The 21854-nt window shown below is 70.4% G+C and carries 19 protein-coding genes; 9 read left to right on the plus strand and 10 right to left on the minus strand.

Annotated features, from left to right (window positions below):
* Positions 1-51: 51 nt before the first annotated feature.
* The 4 genes from LX88_RS09540 to LX88_RS09555 are packed head-to-tail and all read right to left on the minus strand — an operon-like array spanning position 52 to position 2389.
* Positions 52-285: an exodeoxyribonuclease VII small subunit gene (locus LX88_RS09540; protein WP_258947369.1), complete on the minus strand. Its 234-nt coding sequence runs from the start codon at positions 283-285 to the stop codon at positions 52-54.
* On the minus strand, positions 282-626 hold the full coding sequence (locus LX88_RS09545; protein WP_258947370.1) for a sugar ABC transporter substrate-binding protein: 345 nt from the start codon (positions 624-626) through the stop codon (positions 282-284). Before LX88_RS09545 ends, LX88_RS09540 begins: the two co-directional genes overlap by 4 nt.
* On the minus strand, positions 616-1866 hold the full coding sequence (gene xseA, locus LX88_RS09550; protein WP_258947371.1) for an exodeoxyribonuclease VII large subunit: 1251 nt from the start codon (positions 1864-1866) through the stop codon (positions 616-618). The genes LX88_RS09545 and xseA overlap by 11 nt, the downstream gene beginning before the upstream one ends.
* Positions 1859-2389, minus strand: coding sequence for a lipid droplet-associated protein (locus LX88_RS09555; protein WP_258947372.1), 531 nt, complete (start codon positions 2387-2389; stop codon positions 1859-1861). Before LX88_RS09555 ends, xseA begins: the two co-directional genes overlap by 8 nt.
* A gap of 63 nt (positions 2390-2452) precedes the next feature.
* Between LX88_RS09555 and LX88_RS09560 the strand changes: the two genes are divergently transcribed.
* Entirely contained in the window at positions 2453-3397 is a 945-nt protein-coding gene (locus tag LX88_RS09560) for a 4-hydroxy-3-methylbut-2-enyl diphosphate reductase (protein WP_177224544.1), read from the plus strand.
* Positions 3398-3520: 123 nt separating this feature from the next.
* Here LX88_RS09560 and LX88_RS09565 read toward each other — a convergent pair whose 3' ends face one another.
* From LX88_RS09565 to LX88_RS09575, 3 genes are all read right to left on the minus strand, one after another.
* Positions 3521-6859 carry an nSTAND1 domain-containing NTPase gene (locus tag LX88_RS09565; protein WP_258947373.1) on the minus strand — a complete coding sequence of 1113 codons (3339 nt, stop codon included), beginning with the start codon at positions 6857-6859 and terminating at the stop codon, positions 3521-3523.
* Between the two features lie 81 nt (positions 6860-6940).
* Complete coding sequence (locus LX88_RS09570) at positions 6941-7663, minus strand: DUF6542 domain-containing protein (RefSeq protein WP_258947374.1); 723 nt, start codon at positions 7661-7663, stop codon at positions 6941-6943.
* 89 nt (positions 7664-7752) lie between these two features.
* Positions 7753-8664 carry a DNA recombination protein RmuC gene (locus LX88_RS09575; RefSeq protein ID WP_090065612.1) on the minus strand — a complete coding sequence of 304 codons (912 nt, stop codon included), beginning with the start codon at positions 8662-8664 and terminating at the stop codon, positions 7753-7755.
* 99 nt (positions 8665-8763) lie between these two features.
* Here LX88_RS09575 and LX88_RS09580 point away from each other — a divergent pair, with 99 nt between their 5' ends.
* From LX88_RS09580 to LX88_RS09590, 3 genes are all read left to right on the plus strand, one after another.
* A complete protein-coding gene (locus LX88_RS09580) occupies positions 8764-9903 on the plus strand; it encodes an exonuclease SbcCD subunit D (RefSeq protein WP_258947375.1) in 1140 nt (379 codons plus the stop codon).
* Complete coding sequence (locus LX88_RS09585; RefSeq protein WP_258947376.1) at positions 9900-12776, plus strand: AAA family ATPase; 2877 nt, start codon at positions 9900-9902, stop codon at positions 12774-12776. The genes LX88_RS09580 and LX88_RS09585 overlap by 4 nt, the downstream gene beginning before the upstream one ends.
* A 208-nt stretch (positions 12777-12984) precedes the next feature.
* The gene (locus tag LX88_RS09590) at positions 12985-13479 is read left to right on the plus strand and encodes a hypothetical protein (protein WP_258947377.1); all 495 of its coding nucleotides are present in this window, start codon (positions 12985-12987) and stop codon (positions 13477-13479) included.
* Here LX88_RS09590 and LX88_RS09595 read toward each other — a convergent pair.
* Together LX88_RS09595 and LX88_RS09600 are read right to left on the minus strand one after the other, a co-directional pair.
* Positions 13476-13973 carry a methylated-DNA--[protein]-cysteine S-methyltransferase gene (locus LX88_RS09595; RefSeq protein ID WP_258947378.1) on the minus strand — a complete coding sequence of 166 codons (498 nt, stop codon included), beginning with the start codon at positions 13971-13973 and terminating at the stop codon, positions 13476-13478. The two genes, LX88_RS09590 and LX88_RS09595, sit on opposite strands and share 4 nt — an antisense overlap.
* Positions 13970-15256 carry a bifunctional transcriptional activator/DNA repair enzyme AdaA gene (locus tag LX88_RS09600; RefSeq protein ID WP_258947379.1) on the minus strand — a complete coding sequence of 429 codons (1287 nt, stop codon included), beginning with the start codon at positions 15254-15256 and terminating at the stop codon, positions 13970-13972. Before LX88_RS09600 ends, LX88_RS09595 begins: the two co-directional genes overlap by 4 nt.
* A gap of 80 nt (positions 15257-15336) precedes the next feature.
* On the opposite strand from LX88_RS09600, the gene ychF reads away from it, so the two are divergent.
* The 5 genes from ychF (at position 15337) to LX88_RS09625 (ending at position 21488) form a co-directional block, all read left to right on the plus strand.
* Positions 15337-16416, plus strand: a complete 1080-nt coding sequence (ychF, locus tag LX88_RS09605; RefSeq protein WP_258947380.1) for a redox-regulated ATPase YchF — start codon at positions 15337-15339, stop codon at positions 16414-16416.
* A gap of 79 nt (positions 16417-16495) precedes the next feature.
* On the plus strand, positions 16496-19225 hold the full coding sequence (locus tag LX88_RS09610; RefSeq protein ID WP_258947381.1) for an AfsR/SARP family transcriptional regulator: 2730 nt from the start codon (positions 16496-16498) through the stop codon (positions 19223-19225).
* A gap of 260 nt (positions 19226-19485) precedes the next feature.
* Positions 19486-19752 carry a hypothetical protein gene (locus LX88_RS09615; RefSeq protein ID WP_258947656.1) on the plus strand — a complete coding sequence of 89 codons (267 nt, stop codon included), beginning with the start codon at positions 19486-19488 and terminating at the stop codon, positions 19750-19752.
* Between the two features lie 86 nt (positions 19753-19838).
* Positions 19839-19994, plus strand: coding sequence for a DUF6131 family protein (locus LX88_RS09620; protein WP_090007203.1), 156 nt, complete (start codon positions 19839-19841; stop codon positions 19992-19994).
* A 279-nt stretch (positions 19995-20273) separates the two neighbouring features.
* A complete protein-coding gene (locus LX88_RS09625; protein WP_258947382.1) occupies positions 20274-21488 on the plus strand; it encodes a mannosyltransferase in 1215 nt (404 codons plus the stop codon).
* Positions 21489-21551: 63 nt separating this feature from the next.
* Here LX88_RS09625 and LX88_RS09630 read toward each other — a convergent pair whose 3' ends face one another.
* Entirely contained in the window at positions 21552-21845 is a 294-nt protein-coding gene (locus LX88_RS09630) for a 4a-hydroxytetrahydrobiopterin dehydratase (protein WP_258947383.1), read from the minus strand.
* Positions 21846-21854: the final 9 nt, after the last annotated feature.

Below are 21854 nucleotides of genomic sequence, written 5' to 3' on the forward strand. Positions count from 1 at the left end.
ACTACTCAGCGTGCCGGATTTTGTGATCGGCAGCTGAATCCTTGCACGGGATCACGCGTCCGAAACGTCCTCCTCGACCACGGCGAGAGCTGCATCGATTCGCTCGCGCGCACCGGCGAGATGCTGCTCACAAGTCTTGGCGAGCGCCTCACCGCGTTCCCACAACGCCAGGGAGTCCTCCAGCGACAGGCCACCGGCCTCCAGCTTGCGGACGACGTCGACCAGCTCGTCGCGGGCGGCTTCGTAACCCGGTGCAGTGTCCTGCCGGGCGGTTTCCGAACTCACGCGGATTGACTCCTCAGACGGCTCAGCACGGTCGCGACGGCCAGGTCGTAGCCGACCAGGGCCTCCGCGAACTCCTCGCCGTCACCCTCTCGCACCGCCTCGTCGATGAGCGCCTCGGCCTCCGCGACGCGCCGGTACTGCACCGTGCCGGCGGTGGCCTCGCTCAGGTCGTGCAACGTCAGGATCAGCGTGCGGCGGCTCGTGGTGTCGCAGTCGCCCACCATGGCCGTCCAGCACTCCGAGGCGGCGCGGTTCGCCGCCTCCGCCTTCGTGCGCAGGCCGGAGGCGCAGGAACCGGCGGCCTCCATGGTGAGGGGCAGGAACACGGCATCACGCATCATCGGTACCTCCCCCTTCCCGATCGGTTTCCGGACCGGTGACCTCGGCCCGCACTGCTCCGTCAACGACGCGTACCCGCAGCTGTGTTCCGCTCGGCGCGTCCGCGACAGAACGCAACACGCCGTCGGGACCGTCAGGTGTGACGAGTTGCACAACGGCGTATCCGCGGGCCAGCGTGGCGGCTGGTCCGAGGGTCGTCAAGCGCGCTTTCGTCCCCGAGAGGTGGACGTCCTCCCGATCGAGCCGTTGCGTCACGGCCCGGCGGGCTTGGTCCCGAAAACGCTTCACTTCCTCGGAACGGCGCTCCAGCGGGCCGTAAGGGTCCGAAAGTACTGGTCGGGACCGCAGCGAGTCGAGCAGTTTCCGTTCCCGGTCGACCCAGCCGTGCAGCGCGCGCCGGCCCCGGTCGCGCATCTGCCGGACGCGTTCACTCTCTTCGGCGACGTCGGGAACCACCCGTTTGCCAGCGTCGGTCGGCGTCGAACAACGCACGTCAGCGACGTGGTCGAGCAGCGGGGTGTCCGGTTCGTGGCCGATCGCCGACATGACCGGCGTGCGGCACGAGGACACCGCGCGGCACAGCGCCTCGTCGGAGAACGGCAGCAGGTCCTCCACACTGCCGCCGCCGCGGGCGATGATGATCACATCGCACTCGGGATCGCGTTCCAGAGTGGACAGTGCGGTCAACACCTGGGTGACGGCGGTCGGGCCCTGCACGGCGACGTTGACGACGCGGAAGTGCGCGCCGGGCCAGCGGTTCCGCGCGTTCGTGAGCACGTCGCGCTCCGCCGCCGACGCCCGGCCGGTGATCAGACCGATCTTGTTCGGCAGGAACGGCGGACGGCGCTTGCGGCGCGGGTCGAACAGGCCCTCGGCGTGCAGCAGCTTGCGCAGCCGTTCCATGCGCGCCAGCAACTCGCCGATGCCGACGGCGCGGATGTCGTCCGCCCGCAACGACAGCGTGCCCCGGTTCGGGTAGAAGCTGATCTTCCCGTGCGCGATCACCCTGCTGCCCTCGGTGAGCTGCAGCTCGCGGATCATCGAGGCGTTGCAGGTGATCGACATGGACATGTCGACGCTCGGGTCGCGCAACGTCAGGAACGCCGTGGAACTGCGCGCGTTGAGCTGCGTGACCTGACCCTCTACCCACACGTCGCCGAGCCGGTTGATCCAGTCGAGCAGCTTGCGGGCGACCGTCCGCACCGGCCACGGGTTCTCCGGCGTGGATTTCGCTTCACTCACGACTCTGCTTGATCCCTTCGGGGGCACTCACCGTTCGGATCCGGCGGTTGAGCATTCCCACGAACTCCGGCCGCGCCTCGTGCGCCTTCTCGTAGCGCAGCAACTCCTCGAGCCGCTCGACGTCGAGGTTGCGCAGGCGGGCGCGCAGCTGGGCGATCGACAGCTCGTCGTACACCGGGAGGAACGCGGGAACCTCGGCGACGATCGCCCGTTCCTCTTCCTCCCACGGGTCGTCGGCGGGGATTTCGACGGGAGTTTCCTGAGAAGTCGTGACGGGCGTCTCCTCCTCGTCGAAGGTCGCCCACTCCGGTTCCTCTTCCACCGGACGCAGTCCGGAGAGGACGTCGTCGCCCTTGATGGCGAGTTCGGTCACATGCTGCTGCACGCGCATGGACAGCTGCATCGCCTCGCTGACCACCGTCAACGGGAGTCCGGCGAGCTGCTGTGGCAGCTTGCGGGCCTGTTCGAGGGCGGTCACCGCCAGGCCGGCGGCGATGCGGACACCCAGTGGCAGTGGCTTCATGCGCACTAGCCTGCCGCAACCGCGTCTGAAATGCCTAGGACCGGGCCTGGGTACCCTGGGGCCATGCCCAAGCGAGTCCTGTTGGCGAAGCCGCGTGGTTACTGCGCGGGCGTTGATCGTGCCGTCGAGACGGTCGAGCTCGCCCTCGAGAAGTACGGCGCTCCCGTCTACGTGCGCAAGGAGATCGTCCACAACAAGTACGTCGTGGAGACGCTGTCCGACCGCGGCGCCATCTTCGTCAACGAGACGGACGAGGTTCCTGAGGGCGCGCTCGTCGTGTTCTCGGCCCACGGGGTGTCGCCGGCCGTGCACGAGGAGGCCGAGCAGCGCTCGTTGCGCACCATCGACGCCACCTGCCCGCTGGTGACGAAGGTCCACAAAGAAGCGGTGCGGTTCGCCAAGGAGGACTACGACATCCTCCTGATCGGCCACGAGGGCCACGAGGAGGTCGAGGGCACCGCCGGTGAGGCGCCGGACCACGTCCAGCTCGTCGACACCGCCGAGGACGCCGCGACCGTCGAGGTCCGCGACCCCTCCAAGGTGATCTGGCTGTCGCAGACGACGCTGTCGGTCGACGAGACCATGGTGCGCGTCCGCCAGCTCAAGGACCGCTTCCCGGACCTGCAGGACCCGCCGTCCGACGACATCTGCTACGCCACCTCGAACCGCCAGACCGCGGTGAAGACGATGGCGCCGTCGTGCGACCTGGTGCTCGTCGTGGGCTCGAAGAACTCCTCCAACTCGGTGCGGCTGGTCGAGGTCGCGCTGCAGCACGGCGCCAAGGCCTCCTACCTGATCGACTACGCCAAGGAGGTCGACCTGGCGTGGCTCGAGGGCGTCGAAACCGTCGGCGTCACGTCGGGCGCGTCGGTGCCGGACCTGCTGGTGATGGAACTGCTGAAGTTCCTCGAGTCCCACGGCTACGGCGAGGTCGAGGAGATCACCACGGCGAACGAGCGCATCACGTTCTCGCTGCCGCGAGAGCTCCGCAAGGACCTCGTCCGCTAGTCGAGGCCCGCCAAGGCCTTTTCGGCGTCGAGCGGCCAGACGGTCATCGCGTCCGCGCCCGCGGACACCACAGCGGTGCCGTCCGGCCGCCACGCCGGACGGGCGGTCGGCCGGGTGTCACCCTCAGCCGAGTGCCTGGAGCGCCTTCTCGACGTCGAGCTGCCACACGAGCAACGCGTCGGCCGCGGCAGACACCACCGCACGGCCGTCGGGCATCCACGCGACGTGCGTGACGCTCTCGGCGTGGCCGCGCAGAGTCGCCCACGCCTGCTGGGTGTTCATGTCCCAGATGACGACGTTCTTGTCGTTCCCGCCGCTGGCGAGCCGTGACGAGTCCGGGCTGAACTCCAACGCCCCGATGGTGCCCGTGTGGCCGCGCAGCTCGCCCTTCTTCTTCCACGTGGCCGTGTCCCACAACAAGATGAGGCCGTCGTCGCCCGTGGTCGCGAGCGTGCGCTTGTCGGGGGACATCACGAGCGCGCGCACCGGGCTCTCGTGCACCGCGCCGAGGTTGAAGTCCTTCCCGGTCTCCAGGTTCCAGACGACCACGAGTCCCCAGTCGGAACCGAGCACGACCTCGTGGTCGTTCCGGCCGAACGTGGCCGCGGTCGGGGTGCCGTTGTTGTGGGTGTCGATCGTCTTCGGGCCGCTCGTCCACAGCGTCGCCGTTCTGTCGCCCCCGGCCGAGAGCAGCCGGTTGTCGCCCGCGAAGGCCAGTGCGGCCGGTAGGAGGTCCTCGTCGCGCGTGGCGTCGAGGCGGCCGTCGGAGGTCCGCCGCACCGCCACCGGCTCGCCGGCGCCCGCGGTGGCGAGCAGGCCGCGGTCCGGGCTGAAACGCGCGAGGGTGCGGCCGGTCGCCCCGGTCTCGACGCGGCCGAGGCGGCGCAGGGAGGCGTCGCGGCGTTCGATCACGCCCGCGTCGTCGAAGGTGAGGATGCTGCCGTCCGGGGCGATCGAGAGCGCCCGCAAAGGATGCGCGGACGCCACGGGCACGGCGCTGCGCGGCAGGAGCCGCAGCGCGCTGCCGTTGGACACCGCGAGCCTGCCGTCCGGGGTGAAGGCCATGCTCGCGGTCGTGGTGCCGACCTGGATCGGCCGCAGGGCGGTGCTGTGCACGACGTCCCACACCCTGACCTCGGTGTCCTCGTTCCCCGCGCTGGCGAGCACCGTCCGGTCGGCGCTGGCGGCCAGTCCCGCCCAGCCCTTGTGGGGTGGCAGGGTCCTGACCAGGGCGCCGGTCGCCGTGTTCCACATCCGCACCTCGCCACCGGCATCGCCCACCGCGAGGAGACCGCCGTGCAGCAGCACCGCGGAACCGGCGTACGTGCCGACGTCGAACTGCGCGGTGCGCTGCCCGGTGGCGAGGCTCCACACGGACACGGAGGTCTCCCGGAAACCGGCGATGACGTCACCGGCGACGTCGAACCGGTACCAGTCGTCGCTGTGGGCCAGCTGAGCCCGCATCCTGCCCGTGGCCACGTCCCAGATCTGGCCGCCGACCAGGACCGCACGGCCGTTCTCGATGAAGTTCACGCTGGTCCACGGCTTCGTCTCGCACAGGACGACGGGTTCCGCCGCGGGGGAGGAGTGGACGGTGACGCGGCCCAGCAGGCCGGTGACGACGACGGAGCCGTCCGGAGCGAGGTCCAGTTCGGTGACCCGGTCGTCGGGGCGCAGGACGGTGAGGGGCGCGAGGGTGGTGCCGTCGAACAGTGCCGCGCCGTTCGGGCTCTGCACCCCGATGATCCCGTTGCCGGCCTTCACCCCGAGGCCGTTGACGGGCCGGGTGTCGCGCTGACGCCCGGCCGCGACGCTCAGCACCTGGCTGCGGGCCTCCGTGGTCGGTGCCGTCCGGTACGCCTCGGCGGCACGGCGCGCGGCCTCGTCCGGATTGCTCCGCAGCAGCGCGGCCGAGAGCGCGGCGAGCTGTTGCGACTGCGTGAGCAGGCCCAGGCGTTCGACCTCGCGGCGTTGCTGGGTGGCGGTGACGGCGCTGATGCTCGCCACGAGGACGAGCGTGACCAGCACGGCCGCCGCCGCGCGCAGACGGCGGGTGCGGCGGCGGGCGAGGTTCTTCGACGCGGCCAGGAACGCGTCCTCGCCCCTGGTGAGGACGGCGTCGGTGCGAGCGGCCCACTCGGTGACCTCGGCGAGCCGGACGGACTGGTAGAGCGCGCCGGAGTCCCGTTCGAGCTCCTCCCACAGGCGGGCGGCCTCGGTGAGCCTGCGGTGGGTCCGCAGGCCCTCCCGGTCCTCGTCCAGCCAGGCCGTGAGGCGCGGCCAGGCCCGGAACAACGCCTCGTGCGTGACCTCGACGGTGTTCTCGCCGACGGTGACGAGCCGGGCGCCGGCCAGCACGTCCAGCACCTCGTCGCTGATCACGTCGCTGCGGGGGACGGGACGTTTCGTGCCGTCCGCGGCGAGTCTGAGCAGGAGCTGGCGCGCCAGGTGCTGCTGGTCGCCGGTGAGCTGGGCGTAGGCGGTCTCGGCGCTCTGGGCCAGTGCGCCGTCGATGCCGCCGGCCGCCTCGTAGGCGCCGGCGGTGAGGATGTTGCCGCGCTTGCGGTGCCAGGTCTCGACCAGGGCGTGGCTGACCAGCGGGAGAACGCCGCTGCGGCCGCTCGCCTCGGCGATGAGCGTCGTCAGCAGGGCGCCCTCGACGGTGCAACCCGTCTTGGCCGCGGGCTGGGTGATCGCCCGGCGCAGCTCGTCCGGTGTCAGCGTGCCGATCAGGACCTGCGCGTCCGTCAGCGCCTCGGCCAGCGCCGCGTGCTGCGAGCAGTGCGGGTAGAAGTCGGACCTGACCGCGATCGCCGTCTTGCGGCCCGCGCCGAGCAGCCGGCCGAGGAACGCCTCGCGCCGCACCGGGTCGTCGCACAGGGTGAAGAGCTCTTCGAACTGGTCCACGATCAACAGGTCGGGGTCGTGGTCCAGGGCGGCGGCGATGGCGGCGTCCGGATCGGTGCCGGGCGTGCAGCAGACCGGGTTGCGGTAGTGCTGGGCGAGGCCCGCCTTGAGCAGGGAGGACTTGCCTTCGCCGGACGCTCCGAAGACCGCGAGGAAGTCGTGGGTCTCCAGGCGGCTCTTCAGCGCGTTGGTGAGTTTCTCGCGGCCGAAGAAGCGGTCCGCGTCTTCTCTCGTGAACGCGCTCAGGCCCACGTACGGCGAGGGGCTGACCTTGGACAGCGCCCAGCTCTCGTCGACCTCACGCCAGCGTTGCGCCCACGTCTGCTCGTCGCCGCCGCACGCCCGCACGTAGGCGAGCGTGACGTCCAGGCCCGGCACCTTCCGCCCACCGGCGGCGTCGGACAGCGTCGTGACCGAGAAGTGCGCGCGTCGGGCGAGCTCCCGGTAGGTCGGGGTGCCCGCGTCCGCGCGGAGCTGACGCAGATCCTTCGCGAACCGCAGCAGCGGGCTGTCGCCCTCGTCCAGTGGACGTTCTCCCCTAGGCATCGAGCTCATGCTGGCAGAGTGCGGCCGATTTCCCTGCTCGTTGTCCCGACCTCGTTGTTCGCGGTTCGGGGAGTGGCCGCGAACAACCAGCTAGCGGTCTTCGCGCGGCGGGCGGGGACGGCGCTGGCCCGCGGGACGTTCGGCGCGGGCGCCTTCCGGGCGCGGGCGGCGGGCGGGAGCGCCCTCGGGACGCGGGCGGCGGGCCGGGGTGCCCTCGGCGCGTTCCGGGCGGGGACGGCGCGGGCGCTCGTCCTCCTCGGGCTCCTCGCGGGGCTTGCGGGCGGGCTTGGAACGGTCCTTGATCTCCGCCTTGGCCTCGCGGACCTCGTCCTTGCTCGGCCGGTTCGGGTTCTTCTGCAGGAAGATCCGCAGGATGCCCAGGCCGACCGTGACGGCGGTGGTGAGCGCCATGACGGGGAAGCTGTCGATCAGCGGCTTGCCCAGGCCCAGCGCCATGGCGGACAGGCCTCCCTTGCCGGGCTCGCCGGTCAGCAGCACGAGGGTGGGCACCGTCGCGGCCAGGACCAGCGGCGGCTGCACCATCGGCCCGAACAGGCTGCGGCGTTGCACGAGCAGGATCGCGGCCAGCGCGCCGGCGAAGAACACGACGTAGAACGTCCAGCCGACGGTCTTGCTGGAGCTGATGTCGATGAAAGCGCCGATGAACGCCGGGACCAGGGCAGCGAGGATCGCCGCCCACCACGGGATGCCCTTGAACTCCCCGAAGATGGCCCGGTAGTTCCACGGAACCGCGTCGTAGTCTTCGACGTCGTCGTCATCGAAAGCTGCTGAACGCTCGCGCAACTCACTCACGACGCACACGGTAGCCGTTCGGCCATTCGGTGTTCGTCAGTCCGCTGCTTTCTCACCCAGAAGCAACCCGCGGGCACACTGCGTGCGTTTTAAGCGGACTGTTCGTCCGCCCTTCGGACGAGCGGCAGGGGCGTGGGGGTGGCGGAGGCGTCCGTCAGCGGTTCCACGCTCGCCCGGAACCCCTCCAGCGCGTCGAGCTCCCTGCGCCTGGCGCTCAGGAACCGCTGCAGGTGCGTGGTGGAGAGGTTGACGGCCTCGATGGCGGTGTCCGCGGCCCGGTTCGCACGGCCGGCCTGCAGCCTGACCTGCTCGACGTCGTCGGCCAGCGCGCGCTCGGTGACCGCGAACATCGCGCTCGACGCGATCACGGCGAACCCGGTCGGGCCGCACAGGAACACGCGGCGGTCGAGCAGCCAGCGCAGCAGTTCGGGATCGGTGTCCAGCGCCGCGACGACCGCGCCGTCGTTGGGGACGAACATGATCGTGCCGTAGATGGCGTCGGCCCAGCGCTGATAGCCCTTGCCGGCCAGTTCGGCGGCGCGGGAGCGGATGTTGCGGACGTGCACCCGCAGCGCGTCCTGGCGTTCCTGCGGGTCGTCCGTCTCGACGGCTTCGGCCCAGGTGGCCATGGACATCTTCGAGTCGACCGGGACCGCGCGGCCGCCGCCGACGTTCAGCACCATGTCGGGCCGGACCGCGCCGCCGCCCGCCACGTCCGTCTGAAGCGTGTAGTGGAGGTTTTCCCTCAGGCCGAGTGCGCGCGCTGTTTCGACGAGCACCTGTTCGCCCAGTTCACCGCGTCCGCTGACGCTGGAGAACGCCACTTCGTAGCGTTGCAGGGCGACCTGTTGGGCGTCGTAGCGCGCGCGTTCCGAGCCGATGGCCTGGAGTGCTTCGTCGGTGCGCCGGACGCTGTCCTGGTAGAGCCGGTAGACGAACACCAGCGCCCCGGCGCACACGAGCGCCAGGACGAGCGAGGCGGTGATGATCACTGCGGTCACGGCACCGATGATGCTCCACCAGAGATGTTGAACTCGATCGGGTGACACGCCGGGAACCCTCCCGAAGTTTTGTCGGACCCCGTCTCTACGGTTGGGGCCATGCGGATCCTGCACACCTCCGACTGGCACGTGGGGCGCACATTCCACGGCCGCGACCTGCTCGTGGAGCAGGAGTCGGTGCTGGGCGGCCTCGCTGACCTGGTGTCTTCCGAGAAGGTCGACGTCGTGGTCATCTCGGGCGACCTGTACGACCGGGCGGTGCCGTCCGCCGACGCGGTGGCGTTGTGCGCGCGGGTCCTGATGAGGATCCGGGCGGCCGGGTCGAAGATCGTGATCACGCCGGGCAACCACGACTCGGCGGCGCGGATCGGGGTGTTCGGGGAGTTCGCGGCGGCGGGCGGGCTGTACCTGCGCACGCAGATCTCGTTGCTCGACAAGCCCGTCGAGCTGGAGGACGAGCACGGTCCCGTCGCGGTGTACGGGATCCCGTTCCTGGAGCCGGAGCCCGCGCGGCACGTGCTCGGGGTGCCGGAGAAGGGGCACACGCCCGTGCTCGGCGAGGCGATGCGGCGCATTCGCGCCGACCTGGCGTCGAGGGATTCGCGTTCCGTGGTGCTGGCGCACGCCTTCGTGACGGGCGGGGCACCGTCGGAGTCCGAGCGCACCATCGCGGTGGGCGGCGTCCAGGACGTGTCGATGCAGGTGTTCTCGGGCGTCGACTACGTGGCTCTCGGGCACCTGCACGGGCCGCAGACCCTGGCGGAGAACCTGAGGTACTCGGGCAGTCCGCTGGCGTACTCGTTCTCCGAGGCGCGGCACCGCAAGTCGGTGTGGCTGGTCGAGCTGGACGAGGGCGGGCTCGTCGGCGTGGAGAGGCGCGACCTGCCGGTGCCGCGGGAGCTGGCCGTGGTGAGCGGGACGCTGGCCGAGGTGCTGGAGGACCCGGCGCACACGCCGCTGGAGAACCACTTCCTGTCGGTCGTGCTGACGGACCACGTGCGGCCGATGGACGCGTTGCGGCAGTTGCAGAAGCGGTTCGAGCACGCGGTGCACGTGGAGTGGCGGCCCGAGCAGGGCCTGCGGCACAACATGACCTACGCGGACCGGGTGCGCGGCCGTTCCGACGAGGAAGTGGCCTGCTGCTTCGTGTCGGACGCACGCGGCTCTGAGCCTTCCACGGCGGAGATGGCGTTGCTGCGCGAGGCGTTCGCGTCCGTGGCGAGGGAGCAGGAGCAATGAGACTGCACCGCCTGGAACTGACGGCGTTCGGGCCCTACCCGAAGCCCGAGGCCGTCGACTTCGACGAGCTGGGCGCGGACGGGCTGTTCCTGCTGCACGGCGACACGGGCGCGGGCAAGACGACGTTGCTCGACGCGGTGGCGTTCGCGTTGTTCGGCCGCGTGCCGGGCGCGCGCGGCGACGTGAAGAAGCTGCGGTGCGAGTACGCCGACCCCCAGGTGCCGACGGAGGTGTCGCTGGAGCTCACGGTGCAGTCGCGGCGCTTCCGGATCGTGCGCTCGCCGGAGTTCGACCGCCCGAAGAAGCGCGGCGGCGGCTTCACCACGCAGCCCGCGAAGTGCACGCTGACCTGGCTCGAGGGCTGGGACGGCGAGGGCATCACCCGCATCGACGACGTGGCGCGCGCGGTCGAGGACATGCTGGGCATGTCGTACGAGCAGTTCTTCCAGGTCGTGCTGCTGCCGCAGGGCGAGTTCGCGAGGTTCCTGCGGTCGGACACGGCCGAACGCGAGGTGTTGCTGGAGAAGCTCTTCGGCACCGAGCGGTTCCTCGACGTGGAGAAGTGGTTCCGCGACCGCCGCGTCGCCGCCGGCCGGGTGCTGGAGGAACGCCGCAAGGGCGCCGACGAGCTCATGCACCGCGTGGCGGAAGCCGCCGGCGGCGAGCCGTCGTGCGAGCCGGGCTGGCTGGAGTCCGTGCTGGAGCGCCTTTCCGCCGCCGTGACCGAGGCCGCCGCGCTGTCGGAGGAGACGGCGGGCGTGGCCGACGGCGCGGACGCGTTGCTGGCCCAGGCCCGCGTGCACGCCGACCAGATCCGCCGCGTGCGCGAGGCCCGCGAGCTGCTGGCCCGCGTGGAGGCCGCCGATTCGGCGTCGTGGTTCGCCGAACGCGACGCCGCCCGCCGCGCGATCCCCGTGGTGCCGGCGTTCCACGAGATCGCGAAGCTGCAGGAGACCTACAAGTTCGCCGTCCGCGACGAGGCCCAGGCCCTCGAATCGCTGGAGCGCTTGGGCTACACCGGTTCGTCGTTGCGCGAGGACGCCGAGCGCTACCGCGAGGAGGCGGGCGGCCTGGGCGAACTGGCCGCCGAAGCCGAACGCCAGCAGGCCGACGTGCGCAGGCTGTCGGTGCTGAAGAACTCCTCCTACCAGGTCGAACGCCGCCTGCTCGCCCTCGGCGCCGAACTGGACGTGCTGCCAGAACGCCTCGCCCAGTGCCGTCTGCAACTGGACGCGGCGGCGGAGGCCTCGGCCCGCCTGGAGTCGCTGAAGTCCCGCGCGGACGCCGCCCTCGCCCTGCCGGATGCGGGGGAAGCGTTGGAGCGCACCAAAAAGCAGCTGCACGAAGCGATCGACGTCCACCAGAAGGCCAAGGACGTCCTCCAGCAGGTCCGCCACCAGCGCCTCGAGAACATGGCCATCGAACTCGCGGCGGCGTTGAAGCGCGGCAAGCCCTGCGCCGTCTGCGGCTCACCGTCCCACCCCGCGCCCGCGCAACCGATGCTCGGCGGCGTCGGCGCGACCGACGAGGAAGACGCGGCGCACGAGGAACAGGCCGCCCTGGACCGCCGCAACGAGGCGGAACGCGCCGCCCACGCCGCCGAACTGCGCATCCAGGCCTGCTGGGAGGCACTGGGCTCGGACGACCCCGCCGTCGCCATCGCGGAGTACCGCGCGGCCCTGGAACTGGCCCGCACGCGTTCGCAGCGGCAGAACGAGTTCGTCGGCCTGGAGGCCAAGACCCGCCAGCTGGGCGAGGAGAAGGCCCAGGTGGAGCGAGAGCTGGTGGGCCTGCACACCGAGCACGCGTCGCTGGTGACGGTGGTCGAGGAACGCGGCGCCCGGCTGGACAAGGCGCGCGGCGAGCACGACGACGTCCTGACCCGCCGCGACCACCTGCTCCGGTTGTCGAAGGCCCTGGTGGGACTGGCAGACCGTCGCGCGGCCCGAGACGCCGCCCACGCCCGCATCGAGGAACAGCAGAGCCTGGTCGCGAGCCAGGCCACCGCCGCGGGTTTCACCGACGTCGACGCCGCCCTGGCCGCCGCCCGCCCCGCGATCAAGCTGCAGGCCCTGGACGACAGGATCGCCGCCTGGGAGCGCGCGCGTGCCTCCGCCTCGGCGACGCTGGAAGAACTGGCCGGGATCGACCCGGCCACCGAGGTGGACCTCGACGAGGTGACAGCGGCGGCGTCCTCGGCCAGGTCCGCGGCCTCGTCGGCCGCCACCGGCCTGGCCCGCGCCCGCGCGGCGTACGAGCGGGTCGGCGAACTGGCCGCGCGGCTGCGAGCCGAGTGGAAGTCCCTGGAACCGCTGGAAGCCGCCTACGCCGAGCTGGACGCGCTGACCGACGTGATCAACGGACGCGGGCAGAACTCCAAGAAGATGACCCTGAGGTCGTACGTGCTGGCGGCGCGGCTGGAGGAGGTCGCGGTCGCCGCCTCCGCCCGGCTGCACCGGATGAGCCAGGGGCGGTACAGCTTCGTGCACTCCGACTCGGCCGGGGCTCGCGGAACGCGCGGCGGGCTGAACCTGGACGTGCTGGACGACTACTCGGGGCGGGCCCGGCCGGCCAAGACGTTGTCCGGCGGGGAGTCGTTCCTCGCCTCGCTGTCGCTCGCCCTCGGGCTGGCCGACGTGGTGGCCAACGAGACCGGTGGGGCCTTGCTGGACACCCTGTTCGTCGACGAGGGGTTCGGGACGCTGGACTCCGACACCCTGGACATCGTCATGAACACGTTGGACGAGTTGCGTGCCGGGGGGCGGGTTGTGGGGCTGGTGTCGCACGTCGAGGAGTTGCGGCAGCGGATTCCTACCCGGTTGAGGGTGCGGAAGGCTCGGACCGGGTCGACGTTGGAGATGTCGCTGGCTTGATGGTGGCCGGGCGGGCAGTACCGAGCCGGCGCCGGTCATCGCCGAGTGCGTGGGTCACCACCGCTTGACCAGCCCGCAGAGGTTCACGCGCCTCGGCTTCGCCATTGCCGTTGGTGGCCGGGGGTGGCTCTGCTTCGCCGTTGCCCGACGCTCATCAGGTACTGCGTCCTGTGTGGACGGGGGTGGCCGGCGGCTTTAACCTCGGTTGGTGCTGTCCCACGTGGAAGTCACCGCTCGCGTCACCGTCACCCCGGCCGCCCACTTCGTGTGGTCCAACCGGCTCGACTTCGTCCACGACTGCCTGGTCTGCCTGCGGGCCGGGCGGGTTGTGCAGTTGCAGCACGGCTTGCCGTACGGGCTGTGCACCGGTGACGAGCATCCGGCTCCGATGCGCGTCAGTGCTTTCGATGCGGCCGAGCACGGTGCCGAGCGGCGGTTGCGGTGCCGGATCACGTCGTGGTGGGCGCCGTTCAGCGACTCGGTGGAGCCCGCGGTTCAGGCTTCGGAGCTGACCGCGGAGCCGTGGGTGCGGCTCAACTACCGCGTTGGTTGTCACACGTGTCGTGACAACGGGGTTGGTGAGTGGCTTGGCATCGAAGGGGACCTGAGGTCCGGCGCGGCTCCGGCGGGCAGGGCTTGTCCCCGGTGCGGGACTGAGCTGGTGTCCGTGGCGGCCGTGCCGGAGATCGACCTCGTCGGTTAGTTCTCGTGGGCCAGGAGCCAGCGCTTCACGTCGAGGCCCCAGCGGAAGCCGCCGAGGTTGCCGCCGATCCGGATGACGCGGTGGCAGGGGACGAAGAGGGCCGCGGAGTTGCGGGCGCACGCTGAGGCCGCTGCCCTGATCGCGGCCGGGCGGCCGGAGAGTTCGGCGTACTCGGAGTAGGTGACGGGTTCGCCCGCCTTCACCGTGCGCAGGACGTCCCACGCGTGCTGGAGGAACGGGCCCGACTTCTGGCGGACCTCGATCGCGTCGATCGCCGTCAGGTCGCCGTCGTGGTAGGCGGTGGTCGCCTTCGTGACGTCGCCCAGGTCCGGTCGCGTCGTGATCTCGGACGGCATCAGGGTGATGTGGATCTGAGGCGTCAGCAGGGCCAGGTCGGCGGTCCAGCCGCTGGCGAGCACTGCTCCGTCCGGCGCGACGATCGCGGTGAACGGCCCCGCCGGGGTGTCCACAGTGGACGTGTGCGCGACGGTCATGATGTCGTTGCCTTCCTCGTCAGGTGTGCTCCGGCGTAGGAGCGCCACGGCCGCCAGTCCGGGCCGTGGGAAGTCAGGTGTCGTGAGGCTCGGGGGAGCACCAGCACGTCCGGTGCGCCCAGCACCCGCATGGCCACCTCGTCGGCCACCGCTGGGCCGGTCAAGGGGGTCAGTTCCCCGGTCAGGTCCTCGATCGAACGGCCCACGTCCACGACGAGTCTGCCGTTCGCCAGGGCCTCGGTGACGGGGTGGTCCCCGGCCGCGTAGAGGTGGGTCAGGTTGCCGTCCGGGATCTGCAGCGGGACGCCGGTGAACGGGGCCACGAGGCGCAGCAGGGTCTCGGCGCCGTCGACGCTGCCCGCCACGCGGATGCCCGGCGTCTCGCGGACCAGGGGACCGATGATCGGGTCCGCGCCCAGGAACTCGTCGACGGCCGCCGGGTCGGCGTCGAGGTCGAGGAGGCGGCGGACCCGGGAGACGGCCGCGCCCAGGTCCCGCACGTCCGCCAGGCGCAGCGAGCACAGGACGTGGTCGGCCGGGAACGTCAGGCGGACCGTCGCCTCGCCGTGCGGGAGCGACAGCGTCCGGGCGTAGGAGTCGGCGGTCACCTCCTCCACGCCGGCCAGCGCGTGCGTCCGGAAGTGGGCGAGCAGGCCCGTGGCGTCGAACGGCGCACGGTACGGCAGGCGCAGGACGATGCGGCCCGGCGTGCCGGCCGGGGCCTTGCCGCGGCCTCGCATGTCGGACGGGGTCGAGGCGAACACCATGCGGATCGTGTCGTTGAACTGGCGCACCGACGCGAAGCCCGCGGCGAACGCGATGTCGGCGAACGGCAGTTCGGTCGTCTCGATCAGCAGCCGGGCGGCGTGGGCGCGGTGGGCGCGGGCCAGGGCCAGCGGACCGGCGCCCAGTTCGGCGGTCAGCACGCGGGTGAGGTGGCGTTCCGAGTAGCCGAGCCTGGTGGCCAGGCCCGTCACGCCGTCGCGTTCCACGATGCCGTCGCTGATCAGGCGCATCGCCCGGCCGGCCAGGTCCGCGCGGAGGTCCCACTCGGGGGAGCCGGGCACGGCGTCGGGCAGGCAGCGGCGGCAGGCGCGGAAACCGGCCGACTGGGCGGCGGCGGCCGTCAGGAAGAACTGGCTGTTGCGGCGCTTCGGGGTCACCGCGGGGCACGACGGCCGGCAGTAGATGCCGGTCGTGCGGACCGCGTGGATGAAGCACCCGTCGAAACGGGCGTCACGTGCGGAGCACACCCGGTACGCGTGTTCTTCGTCAATGACCATGCCGTCGATCCTGCCAGCGGGAACGAGCAATGGCTCGCGGAAATCGGACACGACCGTTCCCTGCCGTAGACTCGCTTCCCGTGAGTTTGACCCTCGGTATCGTCGGCCTGCCCAACGTTGGCAAGTCCACCCTGTTCAACGCGCTCACGCGCAACGACGTGCTCGCCGCGAACTACCCGTTCGCGACGATCGAGCCGAACGTGGGCGTCGTGCCGCTGCCGGACGCGCGTCTCTCCAAGCTGGCCGCGATCTTCGGCTCCGAGCGCGAGGTGCCCGCCGTGGTGTCGTTCGTCGACATCGCCGGCATCGTCAAGGGCGCGTCGGAAGGTGAAGGTCTCGGCAACAAGTTCCTCGCGAACATCCGCGAGGCGAACGCGATCTGCCAGGTCATCCGCGTCTTCGACGACCCGGACGTCGTGCACGTCGACGGCCGCGTCGACCCGTCCAGCGACATCGAGACGATCAACACCGAGCTGATCCTCGCCGACCTGCAGACCCTCGAGAAGGCCATTCCGAGGATCGAGAAGGAGGCGCGGATGCAGAAGGACCGCCGCGCCGTCCTCGAGAACGCGAAGAAGGCCAAGGACATCCTCGACGCGGGCCGCACGCTGTTCGCAGCGCAGTCCGAGGTGGACGGTGAACTGCTGCGTGAGCTCTCCCTGCTCACCACCAAGCCGTTCCTCTACGTCTTCAACGCCGACGAGGGCGTGCTGACCGACGAGGCCCGCGTGAAGGAACTGCGTGAGCTCGTCGCCCCGGCCGACGCCGTGTTCCTCGACGCCAAGGTCGAGTCGGAGCTGATCGAACTCGACGACGAGTCGGCTCTCGAACTGCTGGAGTCGATCGGCCAGACCGAGCCGGGCCTGCACGCCCTGGCCCGCGCCGGCTTCCACACCCTCGGCCTGCAGACGTACCTCACGGCGGGCCCGAAGGAATCGCGCGCCTGGACGATCCCCAAGGGCGCCACCGCCCCGCAGGCGGCCGGCGTGATCCACACCGACTTCGAGCGGGGCTTCATCAAGGCCGAGGTCGTGTCGTTCGACGACCTGGTGGCCTCGGGCTCGAAGGCCGACGCGAAGGCGGCGGGCAAGGTCCGCATGGAGGGCAAGGACTACGTCATGTCCGACGGCGACGTGGTGGAGTTCCGCTTCAACGTCTGACGCACCTCACGGCGAAGGCCCCTTCCCACCTGGGAAGGGGCCTTCGCCGTCCCAGTCCGCGCCCCTAGACTTCCAGTCCGTGAGAGTTGAGTACCGGGTACTGGGGCCCCTCGAGGTACTGCTCGACGGTGCACCCGTAGCTGTCCCTGCGGGGCGCGGCCGGGTGTTGCTCGCCACGTTGTTGTTGCGCGCCAACGAGTTCGTGTCGGTGGACGAGCTGGTCGAACGGGTGTGGGACGGCCAGCCGCCCGCCCCCGACCGCGCGCACAAGACGTTGCAGACCGTTGTGCTGCGGTTGCGGCAGTCGCTCGGCGCGGCCAACTGCGTCCGCACGTCGTCGCGCGGTTACTCGGCCGCGGTCGGCCCCGGCCGGCTCGACCTGGCCGTGTTCCGCCGCCTCGCCGCCGAGGGCGAGTACCGCGCGGCGCTGGAGCTGTGGCGCGGGCCGGTGCTCGGCAACGTCACGTCGGAGTCGCTGCACCGCGAGGACGTGCCGCCGCTGGTGGAGGAGCAGGTCGTCGCGCTGGAACGCCGGATCGACATCGACCTCGCCGGTGCCACCGACGTGCTGGTGCCGGAACTGCGGTCGCTGGTGCGGCAGCACCCGTGGCGCGAGACCTTCTGGGCCCAGCTGATGCTCGCCCTGCACCGCGCCGACCGGCAGGCGGAGGCGCTCGCGGTCTACCAGGAGGTCCGCGGGCACCTGGCCGACGAGCTCGGCGTGGATCCCGGGCAACGGCTAAATGAGGCGCACGAGCAGGTCCTCAGAGGTGACGTGCCCACCTCGCCCGTGGTTCCTCGGCAGCTCCCTCTCACGCATTCGCAGTTCGTCGGTCGCGAACAGGAGCTGGCACGGCTGACCGAGATGCTGCACGCGCGGCGGGACGAGCCGGTGTTGATTGCGGCGATCAACGGCATCGGCGGCGTGGGCAAGACCTCGCTCGCGGTGCACTGGGCGCACCAGGTGGCCTACCGGTTCCCAGACGGCCAGATCTACGTGAACCTGCGCGGTTTCGACTCGCGGGCAGAGCCGGTGCGGCCGCTGGTCGCCATCACCAACGTGCTGCTGGCTCTCGGCGTGTCGTTCGCGCACCTGCGGTCGGACGAGGCGTTGACCGCGCACTACCGGTCGGTGCTCGCGTCGCGCCGGGTGTTGCTGCTGCTGGACAACGCCCGCAACGCCGACCAGGTCCGGCCGTTGCTGCCGGGCAGCGCCTCCAACCTGGTGCTGGTCACGAGCCGCAACCAGTTGCGCGGCCTGGTGGCGCGGGAGGGGGCGCGGCCGATCGCGCTCGACGTCCTGGACGAACGGGGTGGGCTCGACCTGCTGATCTCGCGGATCGGTGCGGAGCGGGTCGCCGCCGAGCGCGGGGCCGCGGCGCGACTGGTGGTGCACTGCGCGGGACTGCCGCTGGCGCTGAGCATCGTCGCCGCCCGTGCCGCGTACGACGACTCGCTGACCTCGTTGGCCGACGAGCTGGCGGGCGAACGGCTCGACGCGCTGGACGTCGACGACTCCACCGGCGTCCGCGCGGTGTTCTCCTGGTCACTGCGGTCGCTCAGCGAGGACGCCGCATGGTTGTTCGTCCTCCTGGGACTGCACCCCGGCCCGGACTTCGGCGCGGCAGCGGCGGCCAGCCTCGCCGGGCTGCCACTGCCCAGGACGCGGCGGCTGCTGGCCGAACTCGTCGCGGGAAGTCTGCTCGACACGGGCGCCGACGGCCGGTTCGCGTTGCACGACCTGGTGCGCGACTTCGCGGCGGAGCGGGCGGCCGAGCTGCCGGCCGAGCCGAGGGCCGAGGCGTTGCGCCGGATGTTCGACCACTACCTGCACACCGCGCACGCGAGTTGGCGGCTGCTGCAGTTCAACTCCGCGCCGATCGTCACGGAGCCACCCGCGCCGGCCGTGCTGCTCGAGCCGGTCGCGGACGCGGACGCTGCGTGGGCTCGGTTCGGCGCGGAGTACCGGGTACTGCTCAGCGCCGTGGAACGAGCGGGAGAGCTGAGGGCGGACGACTTCGCCTGGAAGACGATGTTCACGCTGCACGACTACCTCTCCCGGCAGGGCCACATCCACGACGCCGTGGCGGGGCACCGCCTCGGGCTGGCGGCGGCGGAACGTCTCGGTGACTTCAACGCCCAGAGCCTGATGCACCGCAGAATCGCCTCCGCGCAGATCAGCCTCAACGAATTCGACACCGCCGAGGTCCACCTGCTGAAAGCGATCCGCTGCGCGCAGCCAGGCGGCGACCTCCTCGCGGAGGCGCACCTGCGGCGCGGCCTCGCGTTCTCGTACGCGAAGCAGGACCGCTTCGCCGAAGCGCTCGACGTGCTGGCGGAGATCCATCCGCGCATGGCGGACCACCAGGACAGCTACGAGGTGGGCCGCCATCTGGCCGCGCTGGGCAGGGCACACCACGACGTGGGCGACGGCATCCGTGCGCTCGAGCTCTGTCAGCGAGCAGCGGAGAAGTTCGCCGAAACCGAGTTCAACGGCCAGGACGCCGGACCCGCCGGGAACCAGGAGGCGCTGGGCGACATCTACCTCGGCCTCGGCAGGCACGCCGAAGCCGTCGAGAGCTACGAGCGGGCGGTGCTGGTGTGGCGGCAGATGCGCGCGGTGACGGACGTGGCCGACTGCCTGATCATGCTGGGGGCGGCACTCATCGAGGCCGGTGAGCCAGGTCGGGCGCGAGAGTGTCTCACCGAGGCACTGGCCGTCGCCGAGCGCGCGCGGGACCGGGAGAACTACCAGGACGAGATCCAGCGGGCACGAGATCTGCTCGCTTCGGTCGATCGAAGCTCTTGAGCGTGTAGTGCCGAGTCGCACACTCAACTCGGCCGGGGTGATCGTCGAGTACTGCGTGCTGGGGCCTTGGGAAGTGTTGCTCGACGCGAGCCTGTCGCTGTTCCGGCGGGCTGAGACCGAGCGTTGCCAGCGAAAGAGCAGGTCGTCGCGCTGGAACGCCGAATCGACGAGGACCTGCCCCGCTCCGCCGACGTGCTGGTGCCGGAACTGCGGTCGCTGGTGCGGTAAACCCGTTGCGCGAGACGTTCTGGGCCCAACTGGTGCTCGCGCTGCACCGGGCGGGTCAGCAGGCGGAGGCTCTCGCGGTCCATCAGGAGGCCCGCATGTCCGGCCGACGAACTCGTGTGGACCCCGGTGGTTGCGCGAGGCGCATGAGCAGGTGCTCAGCGGCGCGGTCCCCACCCACGTCGCGGTACCCCGGCAACTCCCGGCTGTGCACCCCGCCGCGGGGACGAGCTGGCGCTGCCGGCCAAGCTGGGGGAGATCCATTTCAGCAGCGCGGGAGTGCGGCAGGCCCCGCGAGCTGATTCTATCGGTGACGAATGTATGAAGCGAGGTTTGTACCGACCTCGGCGGGGTAGCCCTAGAACAGGATTCCCCACCTGGAGGTGTCATGATCGTCCTCGGACTGATCCTGCTCGTCGTCGGATGGCTTGCTGGTATCAGCATCCTGACGACGCTTGGCGTGGTGTTGCTGGTGATCGGCGCGATTCTCGCCGTGTTGGGCGCGGTCGGCAAGCCGATCGGCGGCCGGGCGCACTACTTCTAAACGCCGTACCAAAACACCGTTCCCCCCTCGGAGACGGTGAAGGGGCAACCTCCACATGGGAGGTTGCCCCTTCTTCATGTCTCAGAACGGCTTACACGTTGTTCTTCGTGCGTGCGGCAGCGGCGAACACTCCGAACGCGACCCCCAGCATGGCCAGAGCGGCGACAGCGGCAACTACAAGATCAACAGACATGATCAGAAAAACTCCCTCTTGCGATCTCTCCCGTTCCTAATGACGCCGGGGTACCCCGTTTCGTTGCCTCGGGTAACGTTTTCTGGGTGAAACTCCGTGCTGTGGAAGCGCGTGTGCTCTCCGTAGCACCGTGGTTGCTCGCGTTGTCGGTCGCCGGGCACCTGTTCATGGTCGCCTTCCAGGCGAAGATGACCATGATCGACCTCCTGGTGTACCGCAACGGGTCGCCGCACCTGTTCTCCGGCGACCTCTACGAGTGGCGGCTCGACCAGTACGCGGACGTGTTCCCGCTGCCGTTCACCTACCCGCCGTTCGCGGCCGCGATCTTCACGCCGATGAGCTGGGTGCCGTGGGAGGCGTCGCGCTGGATCTGGCAGCTGCTCTGCCTGGGCTGCCTCTACTTCATCGTGCGCACCAGCCTGAAGCTGCTCAAGCTGCAGGACCCGCGCCGCGCCATGATGTGGACCGCGCTGACGCTGTGGATCGAGCCGGTCCGCACCACGCTCAACTATGGCCAGATCAACCTGGTGCTGGTCGCGATCCTGATCGGCACGCTCGCCAGCGCGCGGAACTGGGTGGGCGGCGCCGGTGTGGGTTTCGCCGCCGGCATCAAGCTCACGCCCGCGATTTCCGGGCTGTACTTCCTCATTCAGCGCCGATGGATGGCCGCCGTGTGGTCGTTCGTCGCTTTTGTCGCGGTGTACGGCATCGGGTGGGCCATCTCACCGTCCCAGTCGGACAAGTTCTGGTTCCAGCTGCTCGGTGACGCGAGCCGCGTCGGGCCGGTCGGCAGCGCGATCAACCAGTCACTGCGAGGTGCGTTGAGCCGTACGGTCGGTTACGACGTGAAGACCGGGCCGATCTACATCGTCGCCGTGCTCGTCGTGGCCGCCCTCACGTGGTTCGCGGTCAGCAGGACCAAGGACGCGCTGGCGTTGATCGTCAGCGTTCAGATGCTCGGCCTGCTGGTCTCGCCCATCTCGTGGAGCCACCACTGGGTGTGGATGGTGCCCGCCCTCCTGTGGCTGATCTACGAGGGCGGACACCTGCTGTGCAAGATCACCGCCGGCCTGTGGGTCCTGCTGACCGGCGGCTACCTGATCTCGTTCCTGCTGCTCGCCCAGCCGAACATCTGGGACTTCCCGCGACCCTGGTACTTCGTGCTGCTCGGCTGGGGCTATCCGGCCGCGGGCATGCTCACGCTGGTCGCGATCGGGCTGGCGACCAGGCGCAAGAGGAACGAGCTGCTGCCCGGCGACGAGGAAGCTGCCGACGGCGAACCCAGCCGAGTCGCCGGCTGACGCGGGCCTCCACGAGGTGCGCCGGCGGTCCACAGGCCGTGAGCAGCACACGTCTTGACCGAATCAGCTCATCGCGTCCAGGACCCCGTCGATCTCCTCGGCGAGGGACACGTCGAGCGCGGTGATTCCTCCCTTGTAGTGCGTGCTCAGGCGAAATGTCAGTGTCTTGTACCGGATGTCGATGTCCGGGTGGTGGTTGTCGTTCTCCGCGATCTCCGCGATCCGGTTCACGACCGCGATCGCCTGGGAGAAGCTCGGCAGCTCCACGGTCCGGACCAGCGCCGCGTCCTGGGGGCACCAGCCGGGCAGCTTGGGCAGGATGTGGTCCAACTGATCGTCGCTCAACAGCTCGGCCATGTCCTGATC

Source organism: Lentzea californiensis, from assembly GCF_024648825.1.
Lineage (GTDB): Bacteria > Actinomycetota > Actinomycetes > Mycobacteriales > Pseudonocardiaceae > Lentzea > Lentzea californiensis.